We start from the raw sequence: 12,862 nt of genomic DNA, 5'->3' as shown, positions 1-12,862 counted from the left end.
AGCCGGGGTCCGGCCAATAACATCTCTTCATACGGATATAAGAGAAACTATCATCTCTTCATCCGGATGGAAAGAATTACCTCACTAAAGTCCAACAATCGCTCAGGATGGCCGGCCACCTGCGGCGTACAATCGCGCCATGGAAATCTTCAAAGTCTTCATGCTCGAGGCGGCGCACCGCCTCCCCAACGTGCCGCCGGGGCACAAGTGCGCGCGCCTGCACGGCCACTCGTTCCGGGTGGAACTGAAGGTCGAGGGCGAGCCGGGTGCGCAGACCGGCTGGATCATGGACTTCGGCGACGTGAAGGCGGCTTTCCAGCCGATCTATGACCGCCTGGACCATCACTACCTCAACGACATCCCCGGCCTGGAGAACCCGACCAGCGAGAACCTGGCGGTGTGGATCTGGAACGAACTCAAGCCCAGCCTGCCGGCGCTGAGCGAGATCACCGTGCACGAAACCTGCACCTCCGGCTGTCGCTACCGCGGCCCGACGGCCTGATCAACTCATTGATCTGAAAGGATTTTCAAAGGCGCCCTGAGCGCCTTTGTTATTTTTGTTGCATTGCCGCATCAACGGCGTATGCTGCAATGCATCAAGCCACTCCCTGATGCCCCCCATGGCCGCCGCCTTCAGCGATCGCTTCAGTGATGCCACCCGCCAGTTCGCCGCCGCCGCAACGCGCGCAAACCGATTGGCGTTGGAGAACGCGGAAAGCATGTTCGGCGTGCAGTTGAAGGTGATGGAGCGCAACCTGACCGCGACCGGCGGCTGGCTGGGCGAACTGGCCCGCAGCGACGACGCGGCCGGGATGCTCAACAAGGGCGCACAGCTGTGGCAGGACAACCTGCAGCGGCTGGGCCAGGCCCAGCAGGACGTGGTCGGTCTCGGCCTGGTGGCCAGCAAGGCGTGGTCCGAACTGGTGCAGGGTTACAACGAATCAACGGCGGACGCGAGCAACCACTGACGCGACGCAACGCTCATTGCGTGGGTCCCTCCCCCCATGCAATCCGGACCCGGCAGATCCCTCCCTCTGCCGGGTCTTTTTTTGCCTGGCGTCCGGATTCCGGAGTGCGTCTTCGTCCGATGTCTCTGCGAACTGAGGGGCCCCGCAGGGACAGGCAGGGGCCTGGGCAAATGTCCCGGCGCCGGCCGTTGGCCGCCACCTCCTCCTTTACTTTGCCCAGCCCCCCGCCCGCCCCGACGAGACTCGGCTTACGGCAGGTAAAGCGCAGCGCTCGTGGCGCCTTTCAACGAGGCGCCGACGAACTCCGAACGCAGGGCGGAGGCCCTTGCGTACGAAGTAAAGGGGGAGGTGACGGCCAACGGCCGGCGCCGGAGGACATTCGTACGCAAGGGCCTCCGCCCTGCGCCGCGCAGGACAACCCGCGAAGGAACCTCAGCGCCCGCGACCACCATGCCAATGCTGGTGCCACGCCTGGAACATCAGCACGTTCCACAGGTGCGTGTGCCACTTGCGCTCGCCGCGCAGGAACGCTTCCCAGATGCCGCGCACGCGTGCCGCATCGAAGCAGCCCTGGTTGCGAAGCAGCTGCGGGTCCAGCAGCGCCTCCGCCCAATCGCGCAACGGACCGGCCAGCCAGCGCGCCATGGGCGGGCCAAAGCCACGCTTGGGACGGTACACCAGCGGCTCGGGCAGGTAGCGTGCCAACAGATTCTTCAGAATGAGTTTGTGTTCGCCATCGTGGTACTTCAGGTGCTGCGGCAGGCGCCAGGCCAGGCGCACCACCTCCATGTCCAGCAATGGCGCACGGGTTTCAACGCCCGCCGCCATGCCCGCGCGATCAACCTTGGCAAGGATGCCCTCGGCCAGGTCCATGCGGAAATCCAGCAGCTGGATGCGCGCCTCGGCCGGCAGCGCGGTGTCCTGCTGCTGGAAGATCGTCATCGGCTCGCGTGCACCCAGCACCACCTGCGCCGGCTGCCGCCAGCGCGTCACGCGCTGCAGGTAGTGGCCTTCCACGTCGTTGGCGGCGACTTCCGCCACCAGCGCACGCCAGCCGCCGAGGCGGCCTCGCTCCACGTTCATCCGGTTGCCGCTGCGCCGTGCCAGGTCACGCACCCAGTCCGGCAGGCCGCCGCACAGGCGTGCATTGCGCAGCGCGCGGCCGTAGCTGGGGTGACCGAAGAACAGTTCATCGCCGCCATCACCGGTCAGTGCGACCGGCTTGCGAGCGCCCAGCAGTTCGCTGGCGAGCAGGGTCGGCAGCTGCGAGGCATCGGCGAACGGCTCGCACCAGACCTGCGGCAGGCGCTGCAGCAGGTCCAGGCCCTGGCGCGCGTCCATGCGGTGCAGGTGATGCTGCACGCCCAGGTGACGCGCGACCTGCGAGGCCCAGTCGCTCTCATCATGGCCGGGATCGTCGAAACCGACCGTCCAGGCTTCGATCGGCAGAGTCGACTGCGCCTGCATCATTGCGGTTACCAATGAGGAATCGGTGCCTCCGGACAGGAACGCGCCGCAGGCCAGCGGCGAGTGCATGCGTGCGGCAATGGCCTTCTGCAGTACCGCTTCCAGCTGGTCGGTGGCCTGCTCCAGGCTGGGTGCCGGCTGCAGTGGTTCCTGCAGCGCGCTCTGCATCGCATCGCGTGCACACCAGTAGCGTGAGCCGCCCTGTGTGGCCTGGCTGGAACCGCCAGCCGCATGGTCATTCAGATCGATGCGCAGCATCGCGCCGGCCACCAGCTTGTGGATACCGCGGTAGATGGTGTGTGGTGCCGGCACATAGTCATGGCGCAACAGCAGGCTCAGCGCATCCTGGTCGATGCCAGGGGCAAATCCGGCGAAGGCCTGGAGCGCCTTCAACTCCGAGGCAAACAAGAACTGGCCCTGGTACCAACCGTAGTACAGCGGCCGCTCGCCGACCCGGTCGCGGGCCAGCCACAGTTCGCGCGCCTCCCGGTCCCACACACTGAAACCGAACGCGCCCTCGATGCGCGACAGCGCCCGCTCCACGCCCCATTCGACGATCGCCTGCAGCAGCAGCCGCGCATCGCTGCAACTGCGTGGCAGGTCGCGCAGCTGCGCCTGCAGGTCACTGCGGTTGTACAGGCGGCCGTCCAGGCACAGCACGTAGCGACCGCAGTCCGAGCTCAGCGGCTGTAACGGCGTATCGGTGGGCGCCCGGCAGTGGCCCAGTGCCAGGCCGGCCCCGGCGTCGGTCCAGTAGCCAATGCGGCCCCGGCCGCGCTGCTGCAGGGCGCGCAGCATCGGTGCCAGGCGCTGCAGCAGGTGTTCGTCCTCGGCAGGTGGCAGCCAGGCCCCGACCACGCCACTCATCGGGCACCTCTGCAGCGGCAGCGGCGGGACGGGTTCAGCAGGTAGAGGACGGGCGACATGGGAACGGCACGCGGAGCGGAGGAGACTCCATGCTCTGCGCCCTGACGGCCCCGCGTCAGTCGCGTTGCTGTCAGCGATGGTCACCAGACGTATCACGAAGGTAACGCTTTGTAACAACCTCAGGCTATGCTCAACGCCAAGCTGTTGCCAGGCCTGGAGTGCGGCCCCAGCGCCAGCAACCCCGGCTGAATGGCGCCCACCCGCTGGACCCGGGCGGCCCGCAGGCTGGGATAGCATCGCCGCGCTCGTGCCGTGGCGGTACGTTTGCGTCCACGGAGGCCTTGGAAATGCTGGATATCGTACTGGTCGAAGACGATGCCCGCCTGGGAACGATGGTCAGTGACTACCTGCAGCGGCATGGCTACCAGGTCGCCCATGAACGCAGCGGCGAGCGGGCAGTGGCCCGGATCCTGGCGGAAAAGCCGGCGCTGGTCCTGCTCGATGTCGGCCTGCCCGACCAGGATGGTTTCGAAGTGTGTCGGCAGATCCGGCCCCACTATGACGGCATCATCTGCGTGCTGACCGCCCGCACCGACAACATCGACCAGGTGCTGGGCCTGGAACTGGGGGCCGACGATTACATCGGCAAACCGATCGAACCGAGGGTGCTGCTGGCCCGGCTGCGTGCCCACCTGCGCCGCCACCGCCGGGTCGAGCCACGTGACGGCAGCCTGCGCTTCGGCGAGCTGAACATCGACCCTTCCACCCGCAACGTACACCTGGAGGGCGGCCTGCTGGAGCTCACCACGGCCGAGTTCGACCTGCTGTTCCTGCTGGCCAGCAACGCCGGCCAGATCCTGGACCGCGATGCGCTGCTGCGCGGACTGCGCGGGATCGCCTTCGACGGCCTGGACCGCTCGATCGATGCCCGCATCTCGCGCCTGCGCCGCAAGCTGGGCGACAACCCGGAGCAGCCAGAACGGATCAAGACCGTTCGCGGCCGCGGCTACCTGTTCAGCCGCTCGGCATGGGGATGACGCGCACGCCGTCGGCGATGCGCGGCCACGCCTTCCATTTCCTGCGCTACGGCATCGGCTTCCTGCTCGCCCATCTGTTGCTGATCGTGCTGGGCCTGTGGGCCTGGGATGCCCTGCTGGAAGACCGCACCGAAGCCGGCCTGCAGGCCGAGATGCGCGGCACGCACGCGCTGCTGCAGCATCGCTTCGCCGAAACCCCGCGTGAACAGTGGCCGGCGCTGGCCCGCGAACTCGACGCTGATTTCGCCTATGCCCTACGCCTGGTTCCTTTGGCCGAGGCGGTGAAGGCGCTGCAGTCCAGCCAGCGACCGCCATTCAACAACGGCCGGGTGCAGATCGACCTGGAGCACATGCGCAGCCTGCAGCGCATCGGTGACAGCGGCTACGCGCTGATGCTGGGGCCGCTGGACGAAGCGCTGCCTGACGAAAGCTGGCAGGACAGCGAAGTCTCCGGCGTGGCGATCCTGCTGCTGATCCTGATGGTGGCGGTGGCACTGCCGATGTACGTGATGGTCTACCGGCTGTGGCGCGACGTCTCGCAGCTGGCCCAGGCGGCGCGGCGGATGCGCGACGGCCAGCTGGACACGCGTGCGCCGCGCGCCGGCACCGCACTGGTGCGGCCGCTGGCCAATGCCTTCAACCACATGGCCGAGCAGCTGCAGCAACTGCTGGAAAGCCAGCGGGTGCTCGCGCAGGCGGTGGCGCACGAAGTCCGCACGCCGTTGGCACGGATGCGTTTCGGCCTGGCCGAGCTGGAAGACAGCGCACTCGACGACGTGCAGCGCGATGCGCTGGGCGGCCTGCGCACCGATGTGGATCGGCTGCAGCACCTGACCGACGCCGGCGTCGAGTACGCCGCACTGGGTCGCTGCCATCAGCTGACCCGCCAGCGCCTGCAGCTGGCGGCGCTGGTGCGCGGCGTGGTCGCCCAGTTCGCGCCGCTGCCGGTGCCGGTGCAGCAGGCGCTGTCGCCGGTGGGCCTGGTCAACGTCAACCGGCACATGCTGGAGCTGGCACTGCGCAACCTGCTCGGCAATGCACTGCGTTACGCGCGCCGGCAGATCCGTATTGCCAGCACCGTCAATGACGGCTGGCTGTGCCTGCAGGTGGAGGACGACGGCCCCGGCATCGCACCCGAACTGCGCGGCCAGGTACTGCAACCCTACGTGCGGCTGGACCCGGGCAGCCCGGGCTTCGGCCTCGGCCTGGCGCTGGTGCAGGTGGTCGCCGACAAGCACGGCGGCCACGTTGAAGTGACCGACTCCGAACTGGGAGGTGCGTGCATCCGCCTGAAACTGCCGCTGGAAAGCGGCGGTGCGGTGACGGGCGAACCGGCCTGCTAGGCCGCCGGTTCGGCGCGTGGCAGGGCAAACACGAACAACGCGCCGCTCGCGCTGTCACGCAGTTCGATCCTGCGCCCATGCAGCTGCACGATGCGCTGCACGATCAGCAGGCCCAGCCCGCCGTTGTCGCCACGCCGAGCGCCGAGCGCGGCCGGTGCCTGGAACAGGTGGGTGCGCAGCGCTGGCGCCACCCCGGGGCCATCATCGGCCACGCTCACCTCCACGCTGTCATCGGTTGCGCGCAGGCGCACCTCGATCTGCCCACCATCGGGTGCATGCCGCAGCGCGTTGTCGAGCAGGTTGGTCAGCACCCGCTCGACCAGGCCCAGATCGGCACGCACCAGCGGCAGGCCGGGCGGGAACTCGGCGTGCAGGTGCTGGTTGCGCGCCTGCGCCGCCAGCTCGAATTTCTGCAGCACATCCTGCAGCAGTTCCGGCAGCGCGAACACTTCCCACTCCAGGCGCACTTCGCCATGTTCCAGCCGCGCCAGCTCGAACAGCGCGCGTGCCAGCCGGCCGACCTTGGCACTCTGTGCCAGCGCGATGCCGAGATAACGGCGCCGCTCGTCCGGCGACAGCGTGGCGTCCTTCAACGCCAGTGTTTCCAGGTAGCCATGCAGCGACGACAACGGCGTACGCAGGTCATGCGAGATGTTGGCGACCAGCTCGCGGCGCTGCAGATCCTGCTGGCGCAGCTGCTGCCACTGCTCGCCCAACCGTTGCGCCATCTGCGCATGCGCATGTTCGAGGATCACCAGTTCATCGCGCTCACCCGGGTGCAGCGGCTCCGCCGGCGGCAGTGGCGTGGGTGCATCGATGTCGAAGGCCTGGATGCGCCGGGTCAGCCGCCGCAGCGGGCGTGTCACCCAGTAGAAGGCCACCAGCCCGGCCAGCAGGCCGAGGCCACCAACGAGTGCCACCGACCACAGCGTGGTGTTCCACTGGCTGCCGGCGGCGAGGTCGTCGGCCAGCATCTGCCGGTGCTCGCCCACCAGCACCACGTACACATAGCCGGCCTGGCGGCCCTGCACGATCAACGGTGCGGCACTGAACACCTTGCGGCCATCGGCGCTGCGCGGATCATCACCGAGGATCGGCAACGGTGCTCCCGCCAGCAGACGGCGCAGCGGCGCCACGTCCACCCGGGTGCGCACCAGGTGCCCACTCGGCGCATCGTGGCCAAGGATGCGGCCCTGGTCGTCCAGCAGGTAGACCTCGACGCTGGGGTTGACCGCCATCAGCTGGCCGAACAGCGCGCGCACGGCGGCATCGCGCATGCCGCTGGTATCCATCAGCTCGCTGCGCTGGGCAATGTGCTCGGCCAGGCCCAGCGACAGCCGCTGTACCACCTCCTGCTCGTGGCGGGTGTTGGCCCGCATCTGCAGTGCAAGCAGCGCCATGCAGCACGCCAGCATCAGCGCAGCGGTCACCACCGCCAGCTTCTGCCACAGGTTCGGCTTGATCATGCCGCCGCCCCGGCCGGATCGACCAGCTTGTAGCCGCGGCCCCACACCGTCAGCAACCGCCGTGGGTTGGCCGGGTCCGGCTCGATCTTGCTGCGCAGGCGATTGATATGGGTGTTGACCGTGTGTTCGTAGCCATCGTGCTGGTAGCCCCAGACCTGGTTGAGCAGTTCCATGCGCGCGAACACCTGGTCCGGATGACGGGCGAAGAACAGCAGCAGGTCGAACTCGCGCGGGGTCAGCTCCAGCGCGTTGCCATCCACCGAGGCGGTGCGCGCGACCGGATCCAGCTGCAGGCCGCCCAGTTCGATCGCGCCGGCATCGATGCGTGCGCTCTGCGCCATCGCTTCGGCGCGGCGCAGCAATGCGCGCACCCGCGCTACCAGTTCCGGCATCGAGAAGGGCTTTGCCAGATAATCGTCCGCGCCCAGTTCCAGGCCGACGATGCGCTGGGTTTCGCTGCCGCGCGCGCTGATGATGATGATCGGCACATAGCGCGCCATCGCGCGTGCACGCTGGCAGACCTGCAGGCCATCCACGCCGGGCAGCATCACGTCCAGCACCAATGCATCCCACGGACCTTCCTGCTCCAGCAGGCGCAGGCCGGCATCGCCGCTGGCGGCATGGGCCACGTCGTAGCCCTCATCGCCCAGGTGCATGCGCAGCAGGTCGGCGATGTGGGCATCGTCTTCAACGATCAGCACGCGTTTGGTCGACATCGGCAGCTCGGGGCCAGTGGGGAGGCTGGCAGCATTGTGGCGCGGGGCGGCCGCCGATACCTCACGAAAAATTGAATCCTGCGTGAGGATTCGTTGACCCGGGCGGGCGCAGCATGGCCCCGTCGCCCCTTCCCGGAGTCCGCCATGTCCCTGTCCCGCCGCCATCTGCTGGGCCTGGGTGGTGTTGCCACCGCTGCCGGCCTGCTCGGTCTGGGGGCCTGCAGCCGCGCCGCCCCGGCGGCCGCTGAAGCGCGCCCGCCGCGACAGTTCGAGGTCATGCACAGCGATGCGCAATGGCGCCAGCGGTTGACCCCGGCGCAGTACGCGGTGCTGCGCCAGCAGGGCACCGAACGCCCCTGGAGCAGCCCGCTCAACAAGGAACACCGGCAAGGCACCTTCGCCTGCGCCGGCTGTGCACTGCCGCTGTTCTCCTCCTCCACCAAGTTCGAGAGCGGCACCGGCTGGCCCAGCTTCTGGGCACCGCTGCACAACGCCATCGGCGAAGACCGCGACGTGACCTTCGGGATGCTGCGGGTAGAGGTGCACTGCCGCCGCTGTGGTGGCCACCTTGGACACGTGTTCAACGACGGCCCGCGCCCGACGGGGCTGCGCTACTGCATGAACGGTGCGGCGATGGTGTTCGTTCCCGGCGCCACGGACGGTACCGCCGACGGCTGGCGGGTGCCGGTCGGTTCTTCCCCTGCTTCCGGAGCCTGACGATGCTGCTGTTGCTGCTTGCCTACCTCGGCGGCGCGCTGACCCTGCTCAGCCCGTGCATCCTGCCGGTGCTGCCGTTCGTGTTCGCGCGTGCCGACCGCCCCTTCCTGCGCAGCACGCTGCCGTTGCTGCTGGGCATGGCGCTCACCTTCACCGTGGTCGCCAGCCTGGCTGCGGTGGGCAGCCAATGGGTGGCGCAGGCCAACCAGGTCGGACGCTGGGTCGCCCTGCTGCTGATGGCGCTGTTCGCGCTGGCACTGTTGTGGCCGCGACTGGCCGACCATCTGCTGGCGCCATTCCAGCGCGTCGGCGCACGGCTGAGCGCGCGTGCCGATGCGGCGGATGCCGCGGGGCACGGCGGCGCGTGGACCTCGCTGCTGATCGGCGTCGCCACCGGCCTGCTGTGGGCGCCCTGCGCGGGGCCGATCCTCGGCCTGGTGCTGACCGGTGCCGCCCTGCATGGCGCCAGTGCCGGTACCAGTGCGCTGCTGCTGGCGTATGCGCTGGGTGCGATCAGCGCGCTGGCGCTGGCGGTATGGGTAGGTGGCCGCGTGTTCCGCGCGCTGCAGGCGCGGCTTGGGCTGGGCGACGTACTGCGCAAGGTGCTGGGCGTAGCCGCGCTGCTGGCGGTGGTGGCGATTGGTCTGGGCTGGGATACCGGCCTGCTCACCCGTCTTTCGACGGTCAGCACCGCACGCATCGAGCAGGGCCTGCTGGATGCGGTACCCGGTGCGCAGCCGGCGGCACCGCCGATGATGATGATGGCCGGTGCCAACGCCGCAGCCGATGCACCGCTACCGGTGGAAGGCACCCTGCCCGCGCTGGACGGCGCCACCGGCTGGCTCAACAGCCCACCGCTGACGGCCCAGCAGCTGCGCGGCAAGGTGGTACTGGTCGATTTCTGGACGTACTCCTGCATCAACTGCCTGCGCGCGATGCCGTTCGTGCACGAATGGGAACGCCGCTACCGTGACCACGGCCTGGTGGTGGTCGGCGTGCACACGCCGGAGTTCGCCTTCGAGCGTGACCCACGCAACGTGATGAAGGCGGTGCAGCAGCTGAAGGTCGAGTACCCGGTGGCGCTCGACAACCAGTACACGATCTGGCGCGCGTTCAACAACCGCTACTGGCCGGCGCAGTACTTCGTCGATGCGCAGGGCAACATCCGCGGCCACCAGTTCGGCGAAGGCAACTACGCGCGCTCGGAACAGGTGATCCGTCGCCTGCTGGCCGAAGCCGGGCAGACGAACCTGCCGCCACCGGCCGATCCCGCTGCCGCCGACCTGAAGGGCGTGGCCGTGCAGGCCGACATGGGCAACCTGCGCTCGCCGGAAACCTACCTCGGCCACGCCCGTGCCGAGCAGTTCGCCTCACCCGGCGGACAGCGCAGCGACAGCGCGTTCGACTACACGCTGCCGACCACCCTGGCGTTGAACCAGTGGGGACTGTCCGGCCACTGGACCATTACCGACGAGGCCGCAGAGCTGCAGCGGGCCGGTGGCCGCATTGCCTTCCAGTTCCATGCGCGCGACCTGCACCTGGTGCTGGCACCGACCCGCGACGGCACGCCGGTGCGCTTTCGCGTCTGGCTGGACGGCAAGCCGCTGCCCTCCGCCGATGCCGGCAGCGATGTCGATGCCGATGGCAGTGGCGTGGTCGACGAGCACCGCCTGTACCAGCTGGTGCGCCAGCGCGGCACGGTCGGTCCGCACCGCTTCGAGATCGAATTCCTCGATGCGGGCGTGCAGGCCTATGCCTTCACTTTTGGTTGAAACGGGAGGACATGATGAAACTCTCCTTTGAACAGGGCATCGCCGCCGGTGTCGCCGGACTGGTGGCCACCGCATTGATCGCCGGTGTGCTGCTGGTCGACCACGGCGCGGCTGCGGCGCCGGTCGAAGCCAGCGCGCAGACCCAGGCAGTACCGGCACCTACGGGCGATGCGGCGTTCCGCGATGACGCGACCCACGCCAGCGTGGTGTTCGCCGGCGGTTGCTTCTGGGGCGTGCAGGGCGTGTTCCAGCACGTCAAGGGCGTGAGCAATGCGGTGTCCGGCTACATCGGCGGCAGCGCCGCCGACGCGCGTTACGAGCGGGTCAGCAGCGGCCAGACCGGCCACGCCGAAGCAGTGAAGATCGACTACGACCCGCGCCAGGTCAGCTACGGGCAGTTGATGCAGGTGTTCTTCTCGGTGGCACACGACCCGACCCAGTTCAACCGCCAGGGGCCGGACCACGGCAGCCAGTATCGATCGGCAATCTTCACCGATGACGCCCGCCAGCAGGCAGCCAGCCGCGCCTACATCGCCCAGCTCGGCCAGGCCGGCAGCTACCGCGCACCGATCGTCACCCAGCTGGTCAGCGGCCAGCGCTTCTACCCGGCCGAAAGCTACCACCAGAACTACATGGCGAACTACCCGCAGGCCGCCTACATCCGCTACTACGACGCACCGAAGCTTGCGGCGCTGGGCAAGCAGTTCCCGGCGCTGTACCGGCGCGAGGCGGCGCTGGTGCCGATGCGGTAGCCGGCATTCCCCCTTGGCCTGACCGACGCTCGGCGGTGCTCTCTGTAGAGCCGAGCCCACGCTCGGCTGCTGTTGGCGGAAGTGCAGCCGAGCATGGGCTCGGCTCTACACACAAAAAAAGACGCACGGCCATCCAGCCGTGCGTTTGGGAAGTATCGGCCGTGCCCCGATCAGGCCCGGCCGACAACGACATGCTAGGCTCGCCATCATCATGGGTACAGCACCAGATGGCGGGATATTCGATGGATACAGATGACCAGGCCTCGATGATTCCCCCCCGCTATCAACGGCTGTCGGATGAGTTGGCCGAAGCCATTCATGGTGGCCGCCTTCCGGTCGGCAGCCGCCTGCCTTCGCTGCGGCAGATGGCCCTGCAGCGCAGGCTCAGCCTGAACACGGTGATTGCCGCCTATCGCCAGCTGGAAGATGCCGGACTGGTGATTCCGCGGCCGAAGGCGGGCTTCGAAGTTGCGCCGCGGCTGTCGGTGCCGGAGCGTTCGCTGCGCGACACCCCATCCGCGCCCACCGCGCCGCTGCAGCAGGTCCTGATGGCCCGGGTACTGGAAGCACAGCGCCGCCCGGGTGTGGTCGATCTGGCCTTCGCCGGCCCACGTGGTCGCCAGTTCTATCCCGGCGCGCAGCTGGCCCGGCATACCGCGCAGGTGCTGCGCCACGGCCAGCAGACGGTGGAGACCTATGCGAGACCCAACGGCTCCCCCCGGCTGCTGGCACAGATCGTGCGCCGCAGTCCGCGCATGGGACTGCACACCCACGCCGAGCGACTCCTGCTGACCCATGGTGCGATGGAAGCCCTGCAGCTGGCGTTGCGCGCGGTCACCCAGCCCGGTGACGCGGTGGGCATCGAGGCGCCGTCCTACTTCAACCTGTATCCGTTGCTGGCCAACCTCGGCCTGCAGGCCATCGAGTTGCCCACCCACCCGCAGCACGGACTGGACGTGGATGCACTGGATGCGCTGCTGGAGCACAGGCCGCTGGCCGCACTGGTGGTGATGCCGACCGTGCACAACCCGCTCGGCTGCACCATGCCGACCGCCGCCAAACAACACCTGGCCGAACTGGTCAACGCACGGCAGCTGCCGCTGATCGAGGATGCGGTGTACGCCGAGCTGCAGTTCTGCGAACCGCCGGCACCCTTGCTGAAAGCCTTCGATCGCGATGGCTGGGTGATGGTGGTCGGTGGCTTCTCAAAGACACTGGCGCCGGATTACCGCATCGGCTGGCTGGATGGCGGCCGCTTCGCAGAGCGCATCGCACTGCTGAAGTTCCAGTCCACCGGCGGCGAGCCGCAGCTGCTCGGCGATGCGGTGGCCGCGTATCTGGAAGCAGGCAGCTACGAGCACCATCTGCACCGCATGCGCCGCCTGTACCGCGAACAGGTCGGGCGGCTGCGCCAGCTGGTGGCCGAACACTTCCCGGCCGGCACCCGCGCCACCGAACCGCAGGGCGGCTTCCTGCTGTGGCTGGAACTGCCGGGCGTGGACACGCGCGAGCTGTTCGAGCGAGCGCTGCTGGAGGACATCGTGTTCATGCCGGGCCAGGTGTACTCGCGCGGCGCACGCTACCGCCACTGCCTGCGGCTGTCGTGCTGCCAGAGCCTGGATGCGCGCTTCATCGGTGCGGTGGAGCGGCTGGGTGCGATTGCGCGGGAGCTGGCGGCTGCAGCACGGTAGTGCCGGCCGCTGGCCGGCAACTGCATGGACGTGATTCATCGTGGCCAGCGCCGGGGTGTACACGCG

At 68.4% G+C, this 12,862-nt stretch carries 11 protein-coding genes; 8 read left to right on the top strand and 3 right to left on the bottom strand.

Annotated elements, in window-relative coordinates; all coding sequences use genetic code 11:
- The first annotated feature begins 139 nt into the window (after positions 1–139).
- Together queD and ACTXG9_RS16140 are read left to right on the top strand one after the other, a co-directional pair.
- Complete coding sequence (gene queD, locus ACTXG9_RS16145; protein ID WP_005407953.1) at positions 140–502, top strand: 6-carboxytetrahydropterin synthase QueD; 363 nt, start codon at positions 140–142, stop codon at positions 500–502.
- A 118-nt stretch (positions 503–620) separates the two neighbouring features.
- Positions 621–968: a phasin family protein gene (locus ACTXG9_RS16140; protein ID WP_019660945.1), complete on the top strand. Its 348-nt coding sequence runs from the start codon at positions 621–623 to the stop codon at positions 966–968.
- Positions 969–1,400: 432 nt separating this feature from the next.
- On the opposite strand, the gene asnB is transcribed toward ACTXG9_RS16140, so the two are convergent.
- The gene (asnB, locus tag ACTXG9_RS16135) at positions 1,401–3,302 is read right to left on the bottom strand and encodes an asparagine synthase (glutamine-hydrolyzing) (RefSeq protein ID WP_188250025.1); all 1,902 of its coding nucleotides are present in this window, start codon (positions 3,300–3,302) and stop codon (positions 1,401–1,403) included.
- A 347-nt stretch (positions 3,303–3,649) separates the two neighbouring features.
- Here asnB and ACTXG9_RS16130 point away from each other — a divergent pair, with 347 nt between their 5' ends.
- Positions 3,650–4,339 carry a winged helix-turn-helix domain-containing protein gene (locus ACTXG9_RS16130; RefSeq protein WP_456115494.1) on the top strand — a complete coding sequence of 230 codons (690 nt, stop codon included), beginning with the start codon at positions 3,650–3,652 and terminating at the stop codon, positions 4,337–4,339.
- On the top strand, positions 4,336–5,682 hold the full coding sequence (locus ACTXG9_RS16125) for an ATP-binding protein (protein WP_111102060.1): 1,347 nt from the start codon (positions 4,336–4,338) through the stop codon (positions 5,680–5,682). The genes ACTXG9_RS16130 and ACTXG9_RS16125 overlap by 4 nt, the downstream gene beginning before the upstream one ends.
- Here ACTXG9_RS16125 and ACTXG9_RS16120 read toward each other — a convergent pair.
- Complete coding sequence (locus ACTXG9_RS16120; protein WP_329842753.1) at positions 5,679–7,148, bottom strand: sensor histidine kinase; 1,470 nt, start codon at positions 7,146–7,148, stop codon at positions 5,679–5,681. The two genes, ACTXG9_RS16125 and ACTXG9_RS16120, sit on opposite strands and share 4 nt — an antisense overlap.
- Entirely contained in the window at positions 7,145–7,864 is a 720-nt protein-coding gene (locus tag ACTXG9_RS16115; protein WP_005407947.1) for a response regulator transcription factor, read from the bottom strand. Before ACTXG9_RS16115 ends, ACTXG9_RS16120 begins: the two co-directional genes overlap by 4 nt.
- A gap of 144 nt (positions 7,865–8,008) precedes the next feature.
- On the opposite strand from ACTXG9_RS16115, the gene msrB reads away from it, so the two are divergent.
- The 4 genes from msrB to ACTXG9_RS16095 all read left to right on the top strand — a co-directional run bounded on the left by msrB (position 8,009) and on the right by ACTXG9_RS16095 (position 12,796).
- Positions 8,009–8,581 carry a peptide-methionine (R)-S-oxide reductase MsrB gene (gene msrB / locus ACTXG9_RS16110; protein ID WP_111097713.1) on the top strand — a complete coding sequence of 191 codons (573 nt, stop codon included), beginning with the start codon at positions 8,009–8,011 and terminating at the stop codon, positions 8,579–8,581.
- Positions 8,582–8,583: 2 nt separating this feature from the next.
- Positions 8,584–10,353: a cytochrome c biogenesis protein DipZ gene (locus ACTXG9_RS16105; RefSeq protein WP_197575642.1), complete on the top strand. Its 1,770-nt coding sequence runs from the start codon at positions 8,584–8,586 to the stop codon at positions 10,351–10,353.
- A 14-nt stretch (positions 10,354–10,367) separates the two neighbouring features.
- On the top strand, positions 10,368–11,105 hold the full coding sequence (msrA, locus tag ACTXG9_RS16100) for a peptide-methionine (S)-S-oxide reductase MsrA (protein WP_188250021.1): 738 nt from the start codon (positions 10,368–10,370) through the stop codon (positions 11,103–11,105).
- 242 nt (positions 11,106–11,347) lie between these two features.
- Positions 11,348–12,796 carry an aminotransferase-like domain-containing protein gene (locus tag ACTXG9_RS16095; RefSeq protein WP_111097715.1) on the top strand — a complete coding sequence of 483 codons (1,449 nt, stop codon included), beginning with the start codon at positions 11,348–11,350 and terminating at the stop codon, positions 12,794–12,796.
- Positions 12,797–12,862: the final 66 nt, after the last annotated feature.

The organism is Stenotrophomonas maltophilia group sp. LNF247 (assembly GCF_054083135.1).
This window is presented reverse-complemented; position numbering and strand designations above follow the sequence as displayed.